Raw genomic sequence first — 22,159 nt, 5'->3', positions numbered from 1 at the left:
CGGAGCGTGAGCTCCGCGCCGGGGCACGGGGTTGCGGGCCTGCGGCATTGCAGGCCCGTGGCCTGAGGGTCAGGCGGACTTACGGTTGTCGCGCGGATGCACGGCGATGTTCATCGCACCGGATCGCAGGACGGCCAGCCTTTCGGCCAGCACCTCCTCGAGTTCCTCCAGCGTGCGCCGCTCCATGAGCATGTCCCAGTGCGTTCGCGCGGGCTTGATGCTCTTCTCCTCGGGGCCTTCGCCATCCACGAGCAGAGCGGTCTGGCCGCAGGCGCGGCACTCCCACTCCGGCGGGATCTCGGCCTCTACCGAGAACGGCATCTCAAATCGATGGCCGTTCCGGCATGCGTACTCAACGGTCTGGCGCGGGGCCAGATCGATACCGCGGTCGGTCTCGTAGCTGGTGGCCCCGAGTCGCGTGCCGCGGAGAGCTCGCTCACTCATGAATCGTGCCTCCCGGGCTTGGTCGCCCACAGGACAGGTGTCGCTGTCGTCGTCATCCGGTCAACGTCCGGTCGGCGGTGAAGATTCCCGTTGCGGGATATGCGTCGCCCGTCGTGTCGCCCCTGTTTGTACCCGCCGATGCCCGGTTTGTCACATCTGAGGTGATAATGTCACCCGATGTCGGTGGATCTTTTGCGTGCAGTAACGGTCAAGCCATGGGGCCAACCGCGTACACTACCGGCCCGCACCGCCCAGGACTAAATCGTGTCCACTGCCGCGGCTTCCGGCGTATGACCCCGAACCGGAGCAGAACCGGCCTCGCGGCCCGTCACCGCCCGCTCCGCTCCTTCTGCCCCGGACGCGGGCAGCGCGAACCGCTTCAGGAAGAACTGGGCCAGCGGGCCGATGGCCAGGGCGTAGACGACCGTGCCGACGCCCACCCCGCCGCCGAGCACGAAGCCGGCGGCCAGCACGCTCAGCTCGATGCCGGTCCGGATCAGCCGCAGCGAGCGGCCGGTCCTGCGGTGCAGACCCGTCATCAGGCCGTCGCGCGGCCCCGGGCCGAAGCGCGCGGTGATGTAGAGGCCGGTGGCTGCTCCGTTCAGCACCACGGCCGCGGCCATCAGCGGGACGCGCACCGCCAGCGCCTCGTACTGCGGCACGACCGCCATCGTCAGGTCGATGAACGTGCCGACCAGCACCACGTTCGACACGGTGCCCAGGCCCGGGCGCTGGCGGATCGGCCACCACAGCAGCAGCACGGCGGCGCCGACGACGACGGAGACGGCCCCGATGCTCAGCCCGGTGTGGCGCGACAGGCCCTGGTGGAAGACGTCCCAGGGGTCGAGGCCGACGTGGGCGCGGATCAGCAGCGCGTCGCTGGAGCCGTAGAGGGCCAGGCCCGCGTAGAGCCGGACCAGCCGCCGCCCGGTGGCGCCGGATGGTCCGGCTCCGGAGGGTTGGAAGGCCGCTCGGCGCGGCAGACGGAACGCACGGGACGACGGCACGGGTACCCCCCTGGCGGTGAACGAGACGCTGCGGCCATCGTGTGGCCTGCGCGTACCATGGATCCATGGCCAATCTTCAAAAGGTGGACTGATTTCGATGGCCCAGTGGACCGCGTCGGTCAGTGCGGCGCATCTTGCCCGGCTTCTCGAACCGCGCCCGCAGGCGCGGGCCGCCGTCCGGCCCGGCGCCCGCAAGCTGCCGGCCTACCGCGGCCTGGCCGACGGGGTGCGGCTGCTCATCCTGGAGGGCCGGCTGCAGGTCGCCGCCCGCCTGCCCGCCGAACGTGAACTCGCCCTCGCCCTGGGCGTCAGCCGCACCACCGTCGCGGCCGCCTACGAGGCGCTGCGCGCCGAGGGGTTCGCCAGGTCCCGCCGCGGCGCGGGGAGCTGGACCGCGATCCCGGACGGCCACGTGCTGCCGAGCCGCAGCCTCGAGCCGCTGCCGCCGGACGCGGCGGGCACCGTCATCGACCTCGGGTGCGCCTCGCTGCCCGCGACCGAGCCGTGGCTGACCGAGGCCATGCAGGGCGCGCTCGCCGACCTGCCCGCCTACGCCGCCACGCACGGCGACTTCCCCGCGGGGCTGCCGGTCCTGCGGGAGGCCATCGCCGACCGCTACACCGCCCGCGGCGTGCCCACGATGCCCGAGCAGATCATGGTCACCACCGGCGCGATGGGCGCGATCGGCGCCGCCACCCGGCGCCTGGTCGGTTTCGGCGAGCGGGTCGCCGTGGAGTCCCCGAGCTACGCCAACGTGCTGGAGCTGTTCCGCGAGACGGGCACCCGCGTCGTCCCCGTGGCGCTGCGCGCCGGGCTCGGCGGCTGGGACATGGACGCCTGGCGCCGGGTGCTGCGCGACGCCGCACCGCAGATGGCGTACGTGATGCCCGACTACCACAACCCCACCGGCACGCTGGTCGGCGACGACCAGCGGCGCGAGTTCGTGGAGGCCGCGCGGGCCGCCGGGACGGTGGTCGTCGCCGACGAGACGATGGCCGAACTCACCCTGGACGGAGGGGAGCCGGGCGTGCGGCCGATGGCCGCGTTCGACCGCGGCGGCACCGTGATGACGGTCGGCTCGGCCAGCAAGGCGGTGTGGGCCGGACTGCGCATCGGCTGGGTGCGCACCACCCCCGACGTCGTCCGGCGGCTGGTGTCCGCCCGCGCCTACCTCGACCTGGCCTCACCGGTCGTCGACCAGCTCGCGGTGGCCTGGCTGCTGCGCGGCGGCGGCTGGGACCAGGCGCTCGCCGAACGCAGGACGCGGGCCCGCGAGTGCCGCGACGACCTGGTGGCGGCGCTGCGCGCGCACACCCCCGACTGGGAGTTCGAGGTGCCGCGCGGCGGCATGACGATGTGGGTGCGCACCGGCGAGGTCTCCGGTTCACGGCTGGCGGTGGCCGGCGAGCGGCTGGGCGTGCGGGTCCCGTCGGGCCCGCGGTTCGGCGTCGACGGCGCCTTCGAGTCGTTCGTCCGCATCCCGTTCACCGTCAGCGGCCCGGTCGCCGCGGAGGCCGGTGCCCGGCTGGCGCAGGCGGCGGACCTGGTGCGGTCCGGCGCCGGCGCCGAGGGCGAGGGCACCAGCCTCTTCGTGGCCTGACCCGCCCCACGCGGGTTGCCGTGGGCGCCCTCGGCCCGTGGGCGCTCCGGCTGCGCGGGCTGCTTCGGCCGCCCCGGCCGGTGGGGGCGGCGGGTGCCTCGGCTGGGGCGGCCCGGCACGGTCAGCCGAGTTCGAGGTCGGCGACGCTGCGCACGACCGCGTCCTTGCGCAGCACCACCGGCTCCGGGGACTCCTGCTCCTGTGCGGGAGCCGTCGCCAGGTCCGGCTCGGTGCCGGACTCGCCGGACAGCCCGGCCCCGAGGATCGGCTCCGGCTCCGGGGTGCCCGGGGCCTGGGCGAGCACGGCGACGCGCTCGGACTCGGGTGCGTCCTCGTCGAACGGGTCGGGCGTGGCCGGGACCTGGAGCCGCAGCACCGGGCCGGTGCCGAGCCGCGCGTAGCCCCGACCCGCGGGCACGTGCGCGGCGGGCGTGGTGCGCGGCGGCGCGCCCAGCACCGCGGCCACGTGCTCGGGGGCGAGCGGGCCGAGCACCACACGGGCCCTGGTCTGGGCGATCACCACCGGCGCCAGTGTCTCGGTCGCGTCGAGCTGGTCCACCACCGCCACCGACACGTTCGCGGTCCGCCCGTGCCGCAGCGGCACGTCCAGCAGGAGCTGCGGGTCGGGCCGGCCCTCGGCCGCGGCCAGCTGGGTCAGCGCGGTCGGCCGGTCGACCAGGATCCACAGCGGGCGCCGGACGTCGTCGGCGACCGGATTCCCGGACTGGCGCGCCCGGTTGACGGCGATCAGCCGCCGCTCGGTCTCGTGCGCCGCCCACTCCAGCGTCGCGGAGGCCCCGAGCAGGCCGTCCTCGACCGCCAGCACGCCCGGACGGCCGGACAGGAACGCGTACTCGCCCGCGCCGCCGCCGTCGACCACCACGATGTCGCCGTGCACCAGCGCCTGCAGCGCGATCGAGCGCAGCAGGCTCGTCGTGCCGGTGCCGGGCTGGCCCAGCGCCAGCAGGTGCGGCTCGGTCGAACGCGCCCCGCCGCGCCACACCACGGGAGGCACGTCCCGGGTCTCGGCCCCGGCCGTCACCGGGACCGTGCGCTGCACCGAGTCGGCGTCGGTGAAGCCGAGCACCGTCTCGCCGGGCGAGGTGACGAACCGCTGCGCGGCGATGTCCGTCGCCAGCGGCGGGAGCGCGACGAAGGTGAGGTGGTTCTCCTCCTCGTTCCAGTCGAACCGGTACTCCCGGCCGCGACCGGCCTTGGCGTGCAGCAGCTGCTCGACACGGGCGCGCGAGTCCGCCTCGCCGTCGGTGAAGTAGGCCGGGTAGCGCAGGTGCAGGTGGGTGAGCCGGCCGTCCTGGAACTCGTAGGAGCTGAACGCCTTCTGCCAGGCGCCGTCATGGGCGTACAGGGGCGCCGGGTCACCGGCCGCCGACAGGTACGGCACCAGCGCCTCGTACATCGACTGGAGCCGCGCGGTCTCGGCGTCGGCCTGAGCGCCGGCCGCGGCCGGCGCGGACCGGTCCCGGCCCATCCAGGCCGCTGAGGCCATCAGTGCCACGGCCCCGAGGATCGGCCCGTACGGCATCATCACGACGATCACCACGGCGGCGGCCGCGAGGAGCAGCGCGGGCGCGCGGCGGTCCTTGGGGGTGCGGCCCCACCAGCCGCCCGCCCAGGCGGCCTGGCGGCGCATGCCGCGGGCGATGGTGATCACGGGGTGCAGCACGTCGGTCGCGCCGTCGGCGGCGGTGCGGGCGATGTCGCGGCCGCGGGCGAGGGAGGGGCGGCTGCTCAGGATGCTGGGAAGGGGACGCCTGGCCACGGGTGCTCCATGGATGGTTCGGGGTGCGGGGGGTGCCGCGGGGACGCGGCGGGGCGCGCGGGGACGGGCGCGCGGGAGGCCGGCGGACCGGCGGGAGGCGGGGGCGAGCACGTACGGGCCCGGAGCGGGGGACCGCCGCCGGGCCCGTACCCGTCGTGGCAGGAGTGGCCGCAGCGGGCGACCGCTAGATCTTGAGTCCGCCGATCAGACCGGCCAGGCTGGCCCCGCCCGCCTTGATGCTCGGGGCGATCGCGGTGCCCGCGAGGTAGAACCCGAACAGGGTGCAGACGACGCCGTGGGACACCTTCAGGCCGTCCTTGCGGAAGAACAGGAAGCAGATGACGCCGAGCAGGACGACGCCGGAGATGGACAGGATCATTTGGGCTCTTCTCCTGGGTGATGGGGACGGTCACCTTGAGTTCTTCCAGGCTCACAAGAAGTAATAGATCTTGCTCGGCGGCATTTGAGTGATTTGTAGATGATTTCCACCAGGTGGGTGAGCTCCGGGGAGCCGTGAAACCACCGTCGGCGCGATCATTGCCCGGCCGTGCCGCGCCGGACGGCCGCTCGCGCGACCGACCCGCGAGTGGAGCAGCGGCTTCCCCCAGCCGGGTGACGGGGGGTCGCGGTGTTCGCCCCCGGTGTTCGACGGCAGGATGGGGACGTGCAGCTGAACCCGATCACCTGGCCGAAGCTGGCGGAGGCGCTGGCCGAGCGGATCGCCGGCCAGGACCCGCCGGGGCCGTGGTGGCGGGTCGCGGTCGACGGCGCCCCCGCGGCGGGCACCGCGGACCTCGCCGACGCCCTCGCGGCCGCGCTGCCGCCGCTGGGGCGGCGGGCGCTGCGGGTCAGTGCCCCCGCGTTCTGGCGGCCCGCCTCGCTGCGCCTGGAGTACGGGCACGAGGACGCCGACGCCTACTACCAGCTGTGGCTGGACACCGGGGCGCTGCGCCGCGAGGTGCTCGAGCCGCTCGGCCCCGGCGGCACCGGCCGGGCGCTGCCGTCGCTGCGCGACCCCGTCACCGACCGCTCCACCCGCGCCGGCTACGTCACGCTGCCGCCGGGCGGGGTCCTGGTGCTGGACGGCCCGCTGCTGCTCGGTCAGGGGCTCCCGATCGATCTGGCCGTCCACCTCAGCCTGACCCCGGCCGCTCTGGCGCGGCGCACCGAGCCGGCGCAGCGGTGGACGCTGCCCGCTTACGACCGGTACGCCCGCGAGGCGCTGCCGGAAGAGACCGCGGATGTCCTGGTTCGCGCCGACGACCCCCGCCACCCGGCCTGGACCGGCTGAACTCCCCGGCGCCGGGAAGCCGTTGGCCGACGGCCCGGCAGCTCCGCGGTCCCGCCTTGCCGCGGGGCCGCGCGCCCCGCTAGCGTCCGACCACCATGACTGTCGCCATCGCGCCGCTGACCGCCGAGCACATACCCCTGGCCGTGCAGCGGTACGACCGCTGGTTCGCCCGTGCCCGCCGCCCCCCGTCGCAGCGCGCCTGGCTGGCCGACGGACCGGTGCGCGGCGAGGAACTGCTCGGCAAGCTGCAGGCCGCCCCCGGCCTCGAGGCGTGCCGTGCCCTGGACGCCGACGGCCAGCTCATCGCGCACCTCGCCGCCATCCCGCTGGACCTCGCCCCCGACAACGCCTCCGCGCTGCGCAGCCACCCGCACTCCGCGCTGGTCCCGCACGGCGGCCACTCGCTGCCGTCGGGCCGGGAGAGCGAGGTGCTGCGCGCGATGTACGCCCGGGTCTCCGAACGCCTCGTCGCCGAGCGGCGGCTGGTCCACTACGTCGACGTCCCGGCCGGCGACACCGCCACCGCGCCGTGGGCGGACCTGGGATTCGGCCGCGAGCTCGTGCACGGCCTGATGGCGGTGCGGGCCCGCGGGCGGCAGCCGCGCGGGGTCGGCGGCCTCGGCATCCGGCGGGCGGGCCCCAGCGACCTGCCGCAGGTGGGCCGGATGGCCGCCGAGTCCTCCCGCGGACAGCGCGGCCCCGGGATGTTCCAGCCGCAGCCCGAGGCGGGGCTCGCCGCGCTCCGGCTGCGCTACGCCGACGCGCTCGCCGACCCGCGCTGCGGCGCCTGGATCGCCTCCCGCCGCGGTGAGGAGATCGGCATGGTCCTGCTGGTGCCCGCCGCGCCGGGCCCGGTCGTCCCCGACACCTGCGTGGAGCTCATGGAGGCGTTCGTCGAGCCGGCCGCCCGCGGTGAGGGCATCTCCCGGGTGCTGCTCGCCACGGCCCTCGCCTGGGCCTACGACAACGGGCACCGCTACATGTCGGCCCGCTGGCACTCGGCCAGCCCGCTGGCGGCCGGGCACTGGCCCAGGATCGGCTTCCGCCCCGTGGCCTACCGCCTCAGCCGCACGCTCGACAGCCGGATCGGCGGCCCGCCCGGGACGTTCTGACCCCGATCCGCGACCAAGCGGACGGATCGCCAACTATGCGATCAAATCGGGCATTTCATGGTGACCTGGATCACTCCTCATGTCCCTCGTGACGGGCATCACCCGGGCAATACGCACCGATGTCCTGAGACCACCCGCTGTTTCCGTTCCGGGCGATTTGTCACCCGGAACGGCGCGGCCGTGTACCGACGGTGAAGCGGACGGACACGCAGCGGTACGGCCGGTGTGACGAGGAGTCACCGGCTCCCGCGCCGGGCGCGGGTGGGCCGGCGAAGATGTTTGCCCGGCGCCGAACGGGTCATTTAGCTTCGCTCTCCAGCGGGTCAGTTCCCGCGCCAACCTCCGCGGGCGGATCGCCGAATCCTGCCACCGCCCGGATCCGGAACCCTCGAGCACCCATACGGCAGGAGCGGGGGACCCACGGTAAGCCGCCGTCCGCGCACGACCCGGACGGCTCGGGGTGAAGTCACGCACGTGTGTGACCGGGCATCTCCTGCCCGAACCCGACAGCTCACCTCGCAGGCGGAGGAGAAGGAACTCCCGCATGCCCGCCAAGGGACAGCACCGCAAGCCCCGTCTGAACCGCCTCACCCGTGTCTGCATCGCCGCCGGCGCGGGCAGCGCCGTCATCGCGCTGCCGCTGATCGCCGCGACCGGCGCCTCCGCCGCCGAGCCGGTCAAGGCCCCGGCCGCCGCCACCGCCTCGACCTACACCGTGGCCCCCGGCGACACCCTCGCGAAGATCGCCACCACCCACCACGTCAAGGGCGGCTGGCACCAGCTGTACAAGGACAACGAGAAGGTCATCGGCAGCAACCCGAACCTGATCCGTCCCGGCACGCACCTGACGCTCGACGGCCGGCCGGCCGTCAAGCCCGCGGCCAAGCCCGCCGCCAAGGCCGCTCCGGCCACGGCCACCGCGGTGCAGTCCAGCGTCAAGACCGTGCAGAAGGCCGCCGCGAGCACCGGCACCGGCTACACCAAGCCGGTCGGCGACGCGGCCATCGGCACCCCGTACCACCAGGCCGGCTCCAACTGGTCCAGCGGCTACCACACCGGCGTCGACTTCCTGGTCTGGTCCGGCACCCCGGTCCACTCGGTCGCCGCCGGCACCGTCGTCCAGGCCGGCGCGGACGGCGCGTACGGCAACGACGTGATCATCAAGCACGCCGACGGCAAGTACACCCTGTACGGCCACCTGACCCAGCCGCTGGTCTCCGCCGGCCAGACCGTCACCGAGGGCCAGGAGATCGGCATCTCCGGCGCCACCGGCAACGTCACCGGCCCGCACCTGCACTTCGAGGTGCGCACCACCCCGTACTACGGCTCGGACATCGACCCGGTCGCGTACCTGGCGTCGCACGGCGTCACCATCTGACGCCGACGCCCTGCCGCCGCGACGAGCGGCGTCCGCACGTGCCCGCCCGGTCGCCACGACCGGGCGGGCACACCGCTGTTCACGGCCCGTCGACGTCGGTGAAGCGCGCGCGGCCCCCAACAGGCGTGTTCCGCCCGCAGGGTGCCGTGCACGAGCGGCGGACCGCCGGGCACGCCCGCATTCGGGGCCTCGGACTACGCGAACATCGCGGTCAGTTCACCGCGCGAGATCACGCCGAGTTTCGGATACGCCTTGTACAGGTGGTAGCCGACGGTCCGGGGGCTGAGGAACAGCTGCGCGGCGATGTCCTTGTTCGACAGCCCCCGCGCGGCCAGCCGCACGATCTGCGACTCCTGCGGGGTCAGGCCCGCCTCGTCGGCCACCGAGCGGACCCGCGGGGCCACCGCCACCACGGCCCCGGCCGCGCCGAGTTCGGCCCGCGCCCGGTCCGCCCACGGCCGGGTGCCGAGCCGTTCGAACACGTCCAGCGCGTCCCGCAGCGGCCCGCGCGCCTCGCTCTTGCGGCGCGCCCGCCGCAGCCACTCGCCGTACAGCAGCGCGGTGCGCGCCCACTCCATCGCCCGGCGCTGCGGATCGTGCCCGGCCAGTGCCCGGGTGTACGCCTCCTCGGCGCCGCCGTCCTGCGCCCGCAGGGCCCGGCACCGGGCCACCAGCGCCGCCGCCCAGGGCTGCCGGGACCGCGCCGCCCAGTGCGCGAACCGGGCGAACGCCTCGTCCGCCCGATCCGGCACCCCGAGCCGGACCGCCGCCTCCACCAGGTCGGGGACACTGCGGGTGGCGCAGATCTGGTGCCGCACCGCCGGACCGGTGAGCAGCAGCAGCCGGTCCAGGGCGGACTGGGCGCGGCCCAGACCGAGATCGAGCAGCCCCTGCGACCAGTACGTCCAGGGCGCGCCCGGCGCGACGCCCGATCCGGAACCCGCCGCCAGGGCCTCGTCGACCCGCGCCCGGCACTCCGCCTCGTCGCCGCGCAGCGCCGCGACGTGCGCCAGCGTCGAGCTCAACTGGCTGACCCACTGGCCCTGTCCGGTGTCGCGGGAGATCCGCAGGCCCTCGCTCGCCGTGCGGTGGGCGTCGTCCAGGCGTGACTGGAAGATCTCCGCCTCGGCACGGAAGAACAGCAGGGTGCCGATCCGGCCGATCCCGCCGCTCTCCCGGCTCTCCGCGGTCAGCACCGTGGTCAGGGCGTGCGCCTCGGCGTCCTGGCCCAGCGTCAGCCCGACGCCGCACAGCATGACCAGGTCCCGGGGGTCGACCCGGCCGCCGCGCGCCGCGCGCGCCTGAGCGGCGGCCGCGTCCACCGCGGGCGGCGGACCCTCGCCCGCGCCCCGGCCCAGTGCCCCGACGACGAACCCCGCCACCGGGCGGATCGGCGCGTCGGCCGGCAACTCCACGGCCGCCAGCCGCTGCACCGTGTCGTCGACCTCCGCCGAACCGAGGTACCAGGCGGTGTGCGCCGCCTGCACCAGCATCCGTGCCGCGCCGGCCGGATCCGCGGCCGCGGCGAGCCCGGCCGCCTCCGTCAGCACCCGGTGCGCGGCGGGGAAGTCCCCCTGCCAGAAGTCCGCGAGCCCCAGCACGTGCAGCAGCCGTGCCCGCAGCACAGCCGCACGGCCGGCGTCGCCGCCCGCCTCTCCGGAAGGGGTGGCCGCCTGTGCGTCCTCGGCCGGGCGGGCGTCGGCGCCGGCCGTGGGTGGCGCGGAGCCGGTGGGCGGCGGAAGTGCCGTGCCGGCCGGCCGAGCCGGCGGGGAACCCGCAGCGCCGGCGGGCGCGCCGGACGTGCCGTGCGCGGTGGCGGAGGGGGCCGCGGCGCGGTCGGCCTGGTGGGCGAAGTCGCGGGCGCGGTCGATCTCGCCGGCCTCGGACGCCGATTCCGCGGCGAGGACGAGGCGTTCGGCGCGAGCCACCGGGTCGGTGCTCAGGCGCGCGGCGCGCTCGTAGGCGGCGGCCGCCGCCGCGTGGCCGCTGCGCTCGCGGGCCCGGCCGGCCGTCTCCTGCAGCGCCGCCGCGACCTCCTCGTCCGGGCCGGTCGCCGCGGCGGCGAGATGCCAGGCGCGGTGGTCGGGGTCAAGCACCGGGTCGCAGGCCTGGGCCAGTGCCCGGTGGGCGGCCAACCGCTCAGGGAGCGCGGCCCGTTGGTGGACCGCCGCGCGTACCAGCGGGTGCCGGAACCGCAGCCGGTCCTCCTCGTCGACGAACACCAGCCCGGCGTCCTCCGCGGGCGGCAGGTCCTCCACGCCGACCCCCAGCGTCCCGGCCGCGCGCACCAGGATGCCGGGATCGCCCGTGTGGTCGGCCGCCGCCACCAGCAGCAAGGTCCGCGTGCCCCGCGGGAGACGGCTGACCTGGCCGTGGAAGGCGAGGTGCAGGCGGCTGGTCAGCGGCAGCTCGCCGGCCCCGCCGCCCGGCACGGCCTGGTGCGCCCGCAGGGCCTGCGGGAGTTCGAGCAGCGCCAGCGGATTTCCCCGCGCCTCGGCCAGGATCTGGCCGCGGGCGCTCTCCGCCAGTTCACCGCCGCGTTCGGCCAGCAGTGCCGCCGACGCCTCCGCGTCCAGCGCGCCCAGCCGCAGTTCGGGCAGACCCGCGGCGGGGAACGCGCCCTCGCCGTCGCGGGCCGCGAACAGCATCACGACGCCCTCCGCGTCCAGCCGGCGGGCCGCGAACGCCAGCGCGTCCACCGATGCCCGGTCCAGCCACTGCGCGTCGTCCACCACGCACAGCAGCCCCCGCTCGCCCGCGTGGTCGGACAGGAGCGACAGCACCGCGAGGCCGACGAACATCGGCTCGGCGGCGCCCTCGGAGGCCAGGCCGAACGCCGTGCGCAGCGCCCGTCGTTGGGGCCCGGGTAACGCGTCCAGCGACCCCATCGCCCTGCGCAGCAGCAACTGGAGCCCCGCGTAGGGGAGTTCCGCTTCGAACTCGATGCCGGAACTGCGGATCACCGCCATGTCCCCGGCAGCGGCGGCCGCACGGCCCAGCAGCGCCGACTTGCCGATCCCCGCCTCGCCCCGCAGCACCAGCGCCCCGCTGCGCCCCTCGCGCGCACCGTCCAGCAGCGCGTCCAGCGCGGCCGCGTCCCTGTCCCGTCCGTGCAGCATGGCCCGCACGCTAGCCGATACCGGCCGCCGGACCCGGACCGGCGTCCGGCGCGGCGCCGGGCCCGGCGTCCGGCGCGGCGGGTGTGTCCACGGCCGGCCGCGGCTCCAGACCCAGGCCCTGGCGGATGGCGCGCTCGACCGGCGAGTACGCGCCGTCCTCCCGCTCGGTGCGGGGCTCCACCGCGGGATGGAGCGGCGGTTGCGCCATGAAGCGCGGCCGGGTGCCGTGGTGCGGCTGCGCCGCGTGCACCAGGAACGGGTGGCACAGGAAGACGTCGCCCGCCCGGCCCGTGGCGTGCGCCAACGGGCGGTGGGCGCTGGCCTCGTCGACCTCACGCGCGAACGTGAAGATCGACGCGCCGCGTTCGCCGTAGGGGACCAGCACCGGCGGCACGTCCAGGTGCGAACCCACCCTGATCCGGGTCGGCGCGTCCTCCTCGCCGACGTCGGTGAAGAGGAACAGCATCAGCAGCAGCCGGCCCTGGGACCACGCGTTGGTGAAGTGCTGGCTCTCGCCGGGCAGTTGGTAGCTGGCCTCGATGTGCCAGCCGGCGTCGTCCGGCTCCTCCTCGTGCGGGAAGCGCAGCGGGAACGAGCCCAGGGAGCGGCGCGGCACCCATCGCCCGGCCCCCGCCAGCCGGTCGAACGCGGCATGCAGTACAGGGGTGTTGACGGCCTCGGCGAACGGCGCCTGCGCCATGTCACCGACCCAGTGCACGGGCCTGGTCCAGGTGGAGGGATCCCGTGGATCCCATCCGGTCCGCCGCCACAGCAGATCCGCGCACTCCCGGGCGGTGCGCTCCGCCACGGCCCCGGGGATCTTCACGAAGCCGTCCCGCAGGAAGTCCGCCTCCCAGCGGTCGCCGAGGAGCAGGCTGCCCGTGCCCGGGGTGGTGTCCATCCGCCGATCATCACGCGCGCGGCCGTGGACGGCCAGCGAATTTCGGGGCGCCGCCCCGCGTGCGCGGGGGACCCGCCCTACGCGCCGGTCCCCGGTCCGGTGCCGGGGACGGTGCCGTGCACCGCCCTCAGGAACGCCGCGTTGTCCGGGGTCTGCCGGATCCGTTCCAGCAGTACCTCGAGTCCGGACTGCGCGTCGCGGCCCAGCAGCGCGCGGCGCAGTCCGCGCGTCACCTGCAACTCCGCCGGCTCCAGCAGCAGTTCCTCGCGGCGGGTGCCGGACGCCGCGACGTCGACCGCCGGGTAGACGCGGCGTTGCGCGAGCGTGCGGTCCAGCCGCAGCTCCATGTTGCCGGTGCCCTTCAGTTCCTCGTAGAAGAAGTCGTCGGCGCGCGACCCGGTGTCGACGAGGGCGGTCGCCAGGATCGTCAGGGAGCCGCCCTCCTCGGCCAGGCGCGCCGCGCCGAACAGCCGCTTCGGGCCGGTCAGCGCTGCCGCGTCGACGCCGCCGGACAGGGTGCGGCCGCTCGCCGCGCCCGCGGTGTTGTACGCCCGGCACATCCGGGTCAGGGAGTCGAGCAGGATCACCACGTCCTGGCCCTGCTCCACCAGCCGCTTGGCGCGGGCGACGGCGAGTTCGGCGACCGTGATGTGCTGCCGGGCCGGCTGGTCGAAGGTCGAGGCGATGACCTCGCCCCGCACCCGGCGGCGCATGTCGGTGACCTCCTCGGGCCGCTCGTCCAGCAGCAGCACCATCAGATGGCACTCGGGGTGGTTGGCGGTGATCGCGGCCGCGATGCTCTGCAGCAGCATGGTCTTGCCCGCCTTGGGCGGCGCGACGATCAGGCCGCGCTGGCCCTTGCCGACCGGTGCCATCAGGTCGATGACGCGCCCGGCGACGGCGCCGGAGCCGGTCAGCAGGCCGCTCTCCAGCCGCAGCCGCTCGCGCGGGTGCAGCGGTGTCAGTTCGGCGAAGTCCGGCCGGCGCTCGCCCTTGGGCCGGCCGTTGACGAACAGCACCTCGCCGAGGGAGCCGGGCCGCCCGGCCAGTCCCTCCACCAGGTCGCCGGTGCGCAGGCCCGACCGGCGGATCTCCGCCTGGTGGACCTGCACGTCCTGGGGGGACGCCAGCAGGTCCGCGCCCCTGAGGCGGCCGTTGCCGCCTCGTTCGATGTCGAGGACGCCCCGCACCTGCTGCGGCAACTCCTGCCGTACGGCGGGGCGTTCGAGAATGTCGGTCATGGTTGTCGTCCTTTCGCGGACGGATGTACGGAAGAAGGCATGGGGAAGGGAGGTGCGGCGCGAGCGGATACGTCACGCTCCGCGGACCGCGGATGCCGGGTGCCGCACGGTCCGAGGGCCGTGCGCAGGACCGGACCGCACGGGGGGACCGGGCACCGGCGAAACCGGTGCCGTGGAACCCGGCCGGGAGAACCTGACAGGAGAACCGGCGACGAACGCATGCGGCGACTGCGGGAGACGCGTCGGCGGGGGCCGACGAGATGCGCACCGGCAGAACCTGCCGAAGGAAGTGCGCCGCGGGAAAGATGCAGGGAACGGTGCCTCAGAAGGGCACGGACTCTATGTCCCTGCATCTAGCGTAGCACGCCCCTCCCGGACGCCGTGGCGGACCCGCGCGATCCGCCACGTGGGCAATGCCACGCCGCCGGCGGGCGTCCGGCCGTTGACCCCGTCCCGTCCGGCTCTGGGACAATTCCTGCCGTGCTCGCACTCACACGCCCGGACGTGCGGTGACCGCCGACGGCGGGGGCCGCCTCCTCGCCATCAGCGACCTGCACGTCGGATACGACGCCAACCGCGCGATCGTGGAGCGGATGCGGCCCGGCGACGACCGCGACTGGCTCATCGTGGCCGGCGACGTCGCCGAGCACCTCGACGACGTGCTGTGGGCGCTCACCACCCTGAAGCAGCACTTCGCCCAGGTCCTGTGGCTGCCCGGCAACCACGAGTTGTGGACGCACCCCTCCGACCCGGTGACACTGCGCGGCGAGGCACGGTACCGGCACCTGGTCGAGAGCGTCGGCGCACTCGGCGTGACCACGCCCGAGGACCCGTACCCCGTGTGGGAGGGTCCCGAAGGGCCGGTCGCCGTCTGCCCGCTGTTCCTGCTCTACGACTACTCGTGGCGCGACGGCGTCCCCGGCGCCACGACGAAGGACCAGGCACTCGCCCGTTCCGCGGAGTTGGGCGTGGTGTGCACGGACGAGAAGCTGCTCCGGCCCGAACCGCACCCCTGCATCGACGACTGGTGCCGGGCCCGGGTCGAGGCGACGCGCGCCCGGCTGGAGGCACTCGATCCGGAACTGCCCACCGTGCTCGCCAACCACTGGCCGCTGCACCGCGATCCGACCGCGATCCTGCGCCACCCCTCGTTCGCCCTGTGGTGCGGCACCGCGCTCACCGAGGACTGGCACATCCGCTTCCGCGCCACCGAAGTGGTCTACGGCCACCTGCACATCCCGCGCGTGACCTGGCGCGACGGCGTCCGCTTCACCGAGGTCTCGCTGGGCTACCCGCGGGAGTGGGGCCCCCGGCCGGCGGGACCGCAGGGCCCGCGGGTGATCCTCCCCGGCCCTCAGGGAGCCCGCCCGTGATCGAGCACGTCGTCCCCGGGACCGTCGTCTGCCGGGCCGTGTACGGCGAAGCGCTCGACGACACGCCCCTGCACCCCGAGGAGGCTCCCGCCGTCGCGCGCGCCGTCGCCAAACGCCGCGGCGAGTACGCGGCCGGACGGGCCTGCGCCCGCGAGGCCCTGGCCGCGCTCGGCGTGCCTCCGGGGCCGGTGCTGCGCGACGCCGAACGCGGCGCCCCCGTCTGGCCGGAGGGCGTCGCCGGCAGCATCACGCACTGCGACGGCTACCGCGCCGCGGCCGTCGCCCGCACCACCGACATCCTCGCCCTCGGCATCGACGCCGAACCGCACGGCCCGCTCCCCGACGGTGTCCTGAAGCTCGTGGGCTCCACGGCCGCCGAGGCGGCCGCCCTCGGCGAGTTGGGCGCCGAGCGTCCCCACGTGCACTGGGACCGGCTGCTGTTCAGCGCCAAGGAGACCGTCTACAAGGCGTGGTACCCGTTCCACCGCCGCATGCTCAACTTCGACGAGGCCGAAGTGCTGTTCCGGCCCGACCCCGGTCACGACGACCGCGGCTCCTACACGGCGCGGCTGCGCGTCCCCGGCCCGCTCCTCGCCCCGGGCGTCGGCCCCGACCTGTTCAGCGGGCGCTGGCTGGTCCGCGGCAGCCTGCTCGTGACGGCCATCGCCGTGCCGAACGAGACCCCGGGAACGACGCCGCGGGCGTAGCGGCCGGCAGGGCGGGGGACGGCGGTGGCGGCCTCAGGCCGACGCGCGCCGCACCAGCGTGGTCTTGAAGATCACCGAGCGGCTCTGCTGTGCCGGGTCGTCGATGAGCGCCATCAGCAGCTTCGCCATCTCCGCCGCCATGTCCTCCACCGGCTGCCGGACCGTCGTCAGCGGCGGACGCGAGGCCAGCGCCGCGCTGCTGTCGTCGAAACCGACCACCGCCACGTCGTCGGGCACCCGGCGGCCGTGGTCGCGCAGCACGTGCAGCGCGCCCTGGCCCATCAGGTCGTTGGCCGCGAACACCCCGTCGGTGTCCGGGTGTTCGGCAAGCAGGCGGCGCATCGACCGCTCGCCGCCCTCCTGCGTGAAGTCGCCCTCGACGCTCACCGCGGCGGGATGGCCGTGCGCGGCCATCGCCTCCCGGAAGCCCGCGAGGCGGTCACGCCCGGCGGGGGAGTCCGACGGCCCCGCGATGGTGGCGATCCTGCGGCAGCCGCGGGCGAGCAGGTGCTCGGCGGCCAGCCGGGCGCCGGCCTGCTGGCCGACGTCCACGAAGCTGATCGGCGACCGCGTGGGCGGGCGCCCGAAGAGCACCGCGGGCAGGCCGGCCTCGGTGAGCAGCACCGGCAGCGGGTCGTCCGGCGCTATGGACACCAGCACCACGCCGTCCGTGTGCTCCCTGCGCAGGCCCGCCACCAGCCCCCGCCGCGCCTCCTCGGAGTCGGCGAGCATCAGCACCGGGTGCACACCGCGCGGCCGCAGCACCGTCAGCAGGCCGCCGACGATCCGGCCGAAGAACGGGTCGGTGAAGACCTGCCCGAGGAACGGGTCGTCGGCCGCGTGGTGGTCGGGCACCGAGAAGACCAGGGCCACCGAGTCGGTCCTGCGGGTCACCAGCGAACGGGCCGCGCGGTTGGGCACGTAGCCGGTCGCCGCGACGGCTTCCTGGACGATCTTCTGGATCTCCGGGTCCACGTTGCGGGTGCCGTTGACGACCCGGGACACCGTGGCCCGCGACACGCCGGCGGAGCGCGCGACGTCTTCCAGGGTGGGCTGGCGGGGCCCGGCCGGACGGCTGCTCGTCATGGGCCAGTTATACCATGCGGGAGAGCGCTCTCCCTCCGGGGTCCCGCCCAACGGCCCGTGCGACGCCCCTGATGGGGTGGGGTGCGCCCCCGTTCCGGCCCGGTTCCGGACCCGCGCACCCCGCCCCCAAGGGCGTCAGGCGTAGACCCCGAACTCGTACAGCGAGTACCCGTACGTGGTTCCCCGCTGCGTCATGGAGACACGCACATAGCGCCCGGAGCCGCTGACGTCGAGGGTGTCCACCCCGCCGGCGCCCGACGACGTGGAGTACACCGTCGTCCACGTGCTCCCGTCGGCGGAGACCTGCACCTGGTACGCCTTGCCGTACGCGGACTCCCAGCCCAGCTGCACGTGCTTGACCGCCGTCACCTGGCCGAGGTCGACCTGGATCCACTGCGGGTCGCTCCAGTCGCTCGCCCAACGGGTGCTCCACGAGCCGTCGGTGGCGTTGGAGGGCGGGAACGGCGCGCCCGTGCCCGTCTGCTGGTACGACGAGGCGGTGGCCGGCCTGCCCTGCGCCACGTTCGTGCCCGCGACCGGCGGGGCCACCACCCGGAACGACCGGGTCTCGATGCCCACGTTGCCGTGACCGTCGAAGGCGTACACGTACACCTTCCACACGCCCAGCGTGCGCGGCGCGGTGGCGGTGAACTGCCCGTCCCCGGTCTGCGTGAACGTCGCCTGCCGCAGACCCGTCCCGCCGTCCACGTACTTCGACGAGTAGACCAGGTTGTAGCGCACCAGGTCGCCGTCCGGATCCGTGGCCGGCGCGCTCACCGTGAACGTGCCGCCGGCCGGCACCGAGGAAGGGGTGCCGAGCGTCATCGCACCGATCACCGGCGGGGTGTCCGCCTGGGGGCTGCCGCCGTAGTCCTTGGCGACCGAGTAGTACGTGAGCCGGTTCCAGCCCATCGGGCGGACGTTGAACCACACGCCGCCGAAGTCGTTCTCCTGCCCGTAGTTGAAGAGCGTGGCGCCCAACGCGACCCCGGTGTGGCCCGAGATGCAGTTCCACGCGGACAGGTAGCCGTCCCGCTTCTGCACGTCGGTCGGCTCGGTGGGCACGCCGTTGGCGTCGTTCGGCACCTCCCACTCGCCGGCCTCACCGGACTCCGTGACGATGTACGGCTTGGTGTAGCCGCCGCTGACCCAGTCCTGCCTGACGTTGCACACCGCGCCGTAGGAGTTGACGGCGTACAGGTCGAGCGAGGGCGTGTACTGCTTGTAGTACGGCCACGCACCGGTCCACGCGTCCGTCGACGTCACCGGGTGGTTGGGGTCGATCGCGTGGATCGCCTGCACCACCTGCTCGACGAACTTCGCGTAGGCGACGCGTTCCTGCTCGATCTGGTCGCCCGACCAGTGGTCCTGGGTGGTGAGGATGACCTCGTTGCCGACGTCCCACATCAGCACGCCGGGATGGTCCTTGTACGTGGTCACCCAGTTCTTGATGTCGTTGAGCGTGTTGGTCTTGTACGTCGTGTCGTTGACGTAGTCCGCGCCCTGGTTGAGCCAGAACCCGTTGATCACCTTCAGCCCGTACGCGGCGGCCGAGTCCAGCAGCGGCTTGGAACTCGCGTCGGTGCCCCACGTCCGCAGGGTGTTGACGCCCATCGCCCTGAGGTCGCGCATGTGCGCGTCGGCGGTCGACGTCGCCGGCCCCCAGGTCATCCCCTTCACCTGGTACGGCTTGCCGTCCACCGTCAGTTGCCAGGCACCCTGGCTCCCGGTGACGTGCACGCTGCTGGCGCCGGTCGGCACCGGCGGGTCGGTCAGCGGCGGCGGTGCGCTGCCGGTGCTCTGCGCGACGGTGACGTCGTCCAGGCTCAGCACGCCGCCGGAGGAGGTGTCGTCGGCCGGCGAGGTGCAGCCGCACACCGCGTTCGGGTACGAACCGCCGATCCGCAGGCTGAAGTCGACGTAGAAGCCGTGGTGCACGGCCGCGTTCCAGGTGGCGACGCCCACCTGAGACTCGTCGACCTGCCACACCTGGCGGCCGTCGAGGTACCAGCGGATCTGCTCGTCGGAGGTGCTGCGGTCCACCACCTCCGCGTAGGTGTGGTACCCGCTCTGGCAGCCGGTGCACGTGGCCAGCCCGCTGGTCACGCCGTCGTACTCGGCGCAGTTGCCGCCGGGCGCGGTGCCGCAGTGCAGCGTCGCGGACAGCTGCTCGCGGCCGTTGACGTCCTCCATGATGTCGCTCTCGCCGACCGCCGGCCACGTCGAGGTGTTGCCGCGGTAGGCGGCGCCCATCGCCCGGAACGACGGCCAGTAGCCCAGCGCCTTGGCCGGGTCGGGCTGCTTGAGCGTCGCGGAGATCATCAACTGGCCGCCGGCCGGGGCGGTGAAGTCGCTGCGCTGGGTCTCGATCCGCCCGGAGGTCCAGCTCCCGCCGGACTTCAGCGCGGTGAGGTCGAGATGGCCGCTGCCGTCCAGACCCACGTTGGCGGTCGAGTCGGTGGCCGTCTCGACCTCGCCGGTGCCCCAGTCGGCGGCGCCGCCCGGGTAGGCCGTGCCGGTGTCGGTGATCCAGTTCGCGCTGGACGGCGGGGTGTTGGCGGCGCCGTCGAAGGTGTCGCTCCACACCGGTGTCCAGGTGCCGGGCGGGGTGCCGCCGGAACCGCCGGTGCCGCCGGTGGTGCCGCCCGAACTCCCGCCGCCCGTGGTGCCGTAGACCTGGAACTCCCACAGCGAGTATCCGTAGCCGTTGACCCGGGTGGTGCCGTACATCCGCACGTAGCGGCCGGACGCGCTCAGCGGCAGCGTCTGGGTACCGCCCGTGCCGGTCGTCGTGGAGTACGCGGTGGTCCAGTGCGTGGCGTCGTCGGAGACCTGGATCTGGTACGCCGTGGCGTAGTTCTCCCAGGTGAGGACGACCTTGCTGAGGTTCGCGGAGGCGCCCAGGTCGATCTGGACCCATTGCGGGTCGCTCCAGGCGCTGGCCCAGCGGGTGCCGGGATCGCCGTCGACGGCGGCGGACGCCGCGTACCCGGCGCCCTCCGTGCTGGACGCGGTGGCCGGCTTGCCCTGCGACAGCAGGGTGTCGGCCGCGTGGGCGGGGGTGGCGGGCACGGCCAGCGCATACAGCGCGAGGAACAGGGCCAGTAGGGCCGGGATCAGCACCCGGACGGGCGGGTGCGCCGACGCTCTCATGCCGAAGTCTCCTGTGGGGGAAGGGTGAGGGACGAAGTGGCAGGAGGTGGGAGTGCGACTCCCGGGGAGACGGTGAGGGGGGAGATTGGGAGAGCGCTCTCCTGACGGACCCGATGGTCGCGGCTCGATTTCGGGGGTGTCAAGGGATCGGACCGTACCGGGATTGATCGCCGCCGGTCATGGGCCTAAGGTCGACCTCGCCCAGCCATACCTCCGATGTATTTGCCCTGCCTGCTGAACCCGCCCCCGGCGGCCCTGTTCGACCCGCCGCCGCTCGACCCTCTTCCGCGCTGAGGACGTACCCCATGCCCATGCAGCCCTGGTTCCCTGACGCCAAGCTCGGCATCTTCCTGCACTACGGGATCTACGCCGTGGACGGCGTCCCCGAGTCCTGGGCGTTCTACACGGGCGAGATGACGCGCGAGGCGTACATGAAGCAGCTCGCAGGCTTCACCGCGTCCGCCTACGACCCGCGCGCCTGGGCCCGGCTGTTCGCACGCGCCGGCGCCCGGTACGCCGTGCTCACCGCCCGCCACCACGACGGCGTCGCACTGTGGGACACCGCCGCCCCCGGCGGCCTGTCGGTGGCCCGCGACACCCCGGCCGGCCGGGACCTGCTGGCCGGATACACCGACGCGCTGCGCGAGGAGGGGCTGAAGGTCGGCCTCTACTACTCGCACTCGGACTGGTCGCACCCCGACTACCCGACCGTCCGCCACCCGCACCCCGACCCCCACCTGGCCGCGGTCAACGACAACCGTCTCAGCAGCCCCGAGCCGGGCGCCGAGGATCCGGCCGCGTGGCGCCGCTACCTGGCCTACCGCAACGCCCAGGTGCGCGAGCTGACCACCCGCTACCGGCCCGACCTGCTGTGGTTCGACGGCGAGTGGGAACGCTCCGAGGAGCAGTGGGGCATCGGTGAACTGGCCGACCAGATCGTGGCGGTGACGCCTGAGACGGTGCTCAACGCGCGGATGCTCAGCCGCGGCGACTACGCCACCCCCGAGCAGGGCGTGCCGCTGGAACCGCCCGCCGGCCCGTGGGAGCTGTGCCTGACGGTCAACGACTCGTGGGGCTACCAGGGACAGGACCACCGCCACAAGTCGGTGGGCCAGCTCGTCCGCTACCTCACCGAGACGATCGGCGCCGGCGGCAACCTCCTGCTCGACGTCGGCCCCCGCGAGGACGGCACCGTCACCGCGGAGCAGACGGAACGGCTGGAAGGGCTCGGCGCGTGGATCGCGCGGCACTCCGCAGCGGTGTACGGCACCGTCGCCGGTCTCCCGGCCGGCCACCACTACGGCCCCAGCACCCTCTCGGCCGACCGCCGCACGCTGTTCCTGACGTGCTTCGACGCTCCGCGGGAGACGGTGTCGGTGCGCGGGTTGCGGAACGCGGTGCGGAAGGTCACGGTGCTCGGCACCGGAGCGGAGCTGCGCCACCACGTCACGGGCGGGCTCCACGACGTCCCCGGCGTCCTCTGGATCGACGCGCCGCGCGGGATCGACGTGGATCCCCACGCGACGGTGCTTGCCGTCGAGTTGGACGGCGAGATCTCTCTTTACCGCGGCGCGGGCCGAGGCTGACCCCTGCGGGGACCCCTGCGGGGAGCTCCCCCGTCTCAACGGTTCCCCCCGCCAACGGGGTGCCGCGCGCTGCGCGCTGCCGTCTGCCGGTCTCGTCGTGGCTTGTCGCGCAGTTCCCCGCGCCCCTTTCGGCTTCCGGGGTGCCCCCGGGGCTTGCTCCGGCGTGTGCCGCGCCGTCGTGGTTGCTCGCGCAGTTCCTCGCGCCCCTGGCGGTGCAGGTTCGTGGGTGGGGTCAGGGGCCACTCCGGGTGTGTCTCCTCGAACTGTGCGTGCGCCGTTCTTCCGTGTCCTTGCCCGGGTGGATGCACAGTTCTGCGGGGACACACCCGGATCGTCCCCTTCCGGCCGGTCCCCGTCTGCGGGAGGACATTGGCCGTGTCC

At 74.3% G+C, this 22,159-nt stretch carries 16 protein-coding genes, 1 pseudogene and 1 riboswitch; of the genes and pseudogenes, 7 read left to right on the top strand and 10 right to left on the bottom strand.

Translation table 11 applies throughout. From position 1 onward, the window contains the following. Positions 1–69: 69 nt before the first annotated feature. Both BMW99_RS13355 and yczE read right to left on the bottom strand, forming a co-directional pair. Entirely contained in the window at positions 70–444 is a 375-nt protein-coding gene (locus BMW99_RS13355; RefSeq protein WP_069463663.1) for an RNA polymerase-binding protein RbpA, read from the bottom strand. Between the two features lie 257 nt (positions 445–701). After that, entirely contained in the window at positions 702–1,427 is a 726-nt protein-coding gene (yczE, locus tag BMW99_RS13350; protein ID WP_245791442.1) for a membrane protein YczE, read from the bottom strand. Between the two features lie 121 nt (positions 1,428–1,548). Here yczE and yczR point away from each other — a divergent pair, with 121 nt between their 5' ends. After that, positions 1,549–3,051 carry a MocR-like transcription factor YczR gene (gene yczR, locus BMW99_RS13345; RefSeq protein WP_075016852.1) on the top strand — a complete coding sequence of 501 codons (1,503 nt, stop codon included), beginning with the start codon at positions 1,549–1,551 and terminating at the stop codon, positions 3,049–3,051. Between the two features lie 121 nt (positions 3,052–3,172). Here the strand turns inward: yczR and BMW99_RS13340 are convergent, their stop codons facing one another. Together BMW99_RS13340 and BMW99_RS13335 are read right to left on the bottom strand one after the other, a co-directional pair. Next, complete coding sequence (locus BMW99_RS13340) at positions 3,173–4,831, bottom strand: hypothetical protein (protein ID WP_075016851.1); 1,659 nt, start codon at positions 4,829–4,831, stop codon at positions 3,173–3,175. Between the two features lie 184 nt (positions 4,832–5,015). Beyond that, positions 5,016–5,210, bottom strand: coding sequence for a hypothetical protein (locus BMW99_RS13335; protein ID WP_069465384.1), 195 nt, complete (start codon positions 5,208–5,210; stop codon positions 5,016–5,018). A gap of 285 nt (positions 5,211–5,495) precedes the next feature. On the opposite strand from BMW99_RS13335, the gene BMW99_RS13330 reads away from it, so the two are divergent. The 3 genes from BMW99_RS13330 (at position 5,496) to BMW99_RS13320 (ending at position 8,612) form a co-directional block, all read left to right on the top strand. After that, positions 5,496–6,122: a nucleoside/nucleotide kinase family protein gene (locus tag BMW99_RS13330; protein WP_069465385.1), complete on the top strand. Its 627-nt coding sequence runs from the start codon at positions 5,496–5,498 to the stop codon at positions 6,120–6,122. 95 nt (positions 6,123–6,217) lie between these two features. Beyond that, positions 6,218–7,234: a GNAT family N-acetyltransferase gene (locus tag BMW99_RS13325; protein WP_069465386.1), complete on the top strand. Its 1,017-nt coding sequence runs from the start codon at positions 6,218–6,220 to the stop codon at positions 7,232–7,234. Between the two features lie 383 nt (positions 7,235–7,617). Beyond that, a riboswitch (cyclic di-AMP (ydaO/yuaA leader) is annotated at positions 7,618–7,774 on the top strand. Between the two features lie 4 nt (positions 7,775–7,778). Further along, on the top strand, positions 7,779–8,612 hold the full coding sequence (locus BMW99_RS13320) for a M23 family metallopeptidase (protein ID WP_075016850.1): 834 nt from the start codon (positions 7,779–7,781) through the stop codon (positions 8,610–8,612). A 194-nt stretch (positions 8,613–8,806) separates the two neighbouring features. Here BMW99_RS13320 and BMW99_RS42650 read toward each other — a convergent pair whose 3' ends face one another. The 3 genes from BMW99_RS42650 to rho all read right to left on the bottom strand — a co-directional run bounded on the left by BMW99_RS42650 (position 8,807) and on the right by rho (position 13,873). Next, positions 8,807–11,731: a helix-turn-helix transcriptional regulator gene (locus tag BMW99_RS42650; protein ID WP_075016877.1), complete on the bottom strand. Its 2,925-nt coding sequence runs from the start codon at positions 11,729–11,731 to the stop codon at positions 8,807–8,809. Positions 11,732–11,741: 10 nt separating this feature from the next. Continuing rightward, on the bottom strand, positions 11,742–12,632 hold the full coding sequence (locus tag BMW99_RS13310) for a phytanoyl-CoA dioxygenase family protein (RefSeq protein WP_069467140.1): 891 nt from the start codon (positions 12,630–12,632) through the stop codon (positions 11,742–11,744). Positions 12,633–12,709: 77 nt separating this feature from the next. Further along, complete coding sequence (rho, locus tag BMW99_RS13305; protein WP_069467139.1) at positions 12,710–13,873, bottom strand: transcription termination factor Rho; 1,164 nt, start codon at positions 13,871–13,873, stop codon at positions 12,710–12,712. Positions 13,874–14,382: 509 nt separating this feature from the next. Here rho and BMW99_RS13300 point away from each other — a divergent pair. Continuing rightward, the gene (locus BMW99_RS13300) at positions 14,383–15,246 is read left to right on the top strand and encodes a metallophosphoesterase family protein (protein ID WP_069467138.1); all 864 of its coding nucleotides are present in this window, start codon (positions 14,383–14,385) and stop codon (positions 15,244–15,246) included. Next, on the top strand, positions 15,243–15,953 hold the full coding sequence (locus BMW99_RS13295; RefSeq protein WP_069467137.1) for a 4'-phosphopantetheinyl transferase family protein: 711 nt from the start codon (positions 15,243–15,245) through the stop codon (positions 15,951–15,953). Before BMW99_RS13300 ends, BMW99_RS13295 begins: the two co-directional genes overlap by 4 nt. A gap of 33 nt (positions 15,954–15,986) precedes the next feature. On the opposite strand, the gene BMW99_RS13290 is transcribed toward BMW99_RS13295, so the two are convergent. The 3 genes and pseudogenes from BMW99_RS13290 to BMW99_RS43060 all read right to left on the bottom strand — a co-directional run. Next, the gene (locus BMW99_RS13290; protein WP_075016849.1) at positions 15,987–17,039 is read right to left on the bottom strand and encodes a LacI family DNA-binding transcriptional regulator; all 1,053 of its coding nucleotides are present in this window, start codon (positions 17,037–17,039) and stop codon (positions 15,987–15,989) included. A gap of 135 nt (positions 17,040–17,174) precedes the next feature. Next, positions 17,175–18,872, bottom strand: coding sequence for a discoidin domain-containing protein (locus tag BMW99_RS43065; protein ID WP_407640289.1), 1,698 nt, complete (start codon positions 18,870–18,872; stop codon positions 17,175–17,177). 861 nt (positions 18,873–19,733) lie between these two features. Beyond that, positions 19,734–20,192 (bottom strand): annotated as a pseudogene (locus BMW99_RS43060) (discoidin domain-containing protein); the annotation flags it as partial. Positions 20,193–20,497: 305 nt separating this feature from the next. Here BMW99_RS43060 and BMW99_RS13280 point away from each other — a divergent pair. Then, a complete protein-coding gene (locus tag BMW99_RS13280) occupies positions 20,498–21,778 on the top strand; it encodes an alpha-L-fucosidase (RefSeq protein WP_069467196.1) in 1,281 nt (426 codons plus the stop codon). Positions 21,779–22,159 lie beyond the last annotated feature (381 nt).

Origin of the sequence: Actinacidiphila rubida, assembly GCF_900110255.1 — a bacterium.
In the GTDB taxonomy this organism is placed as follows: Bacteria; Actinomycetota; Actinomycetes; order Streptomycetales; family Streptomycetaceae; genus Actinacidiphila; species Actinacidiphila rubida.
This window is presented reverse-complemented; position numbering and strand designations above follow the sequence as displayed.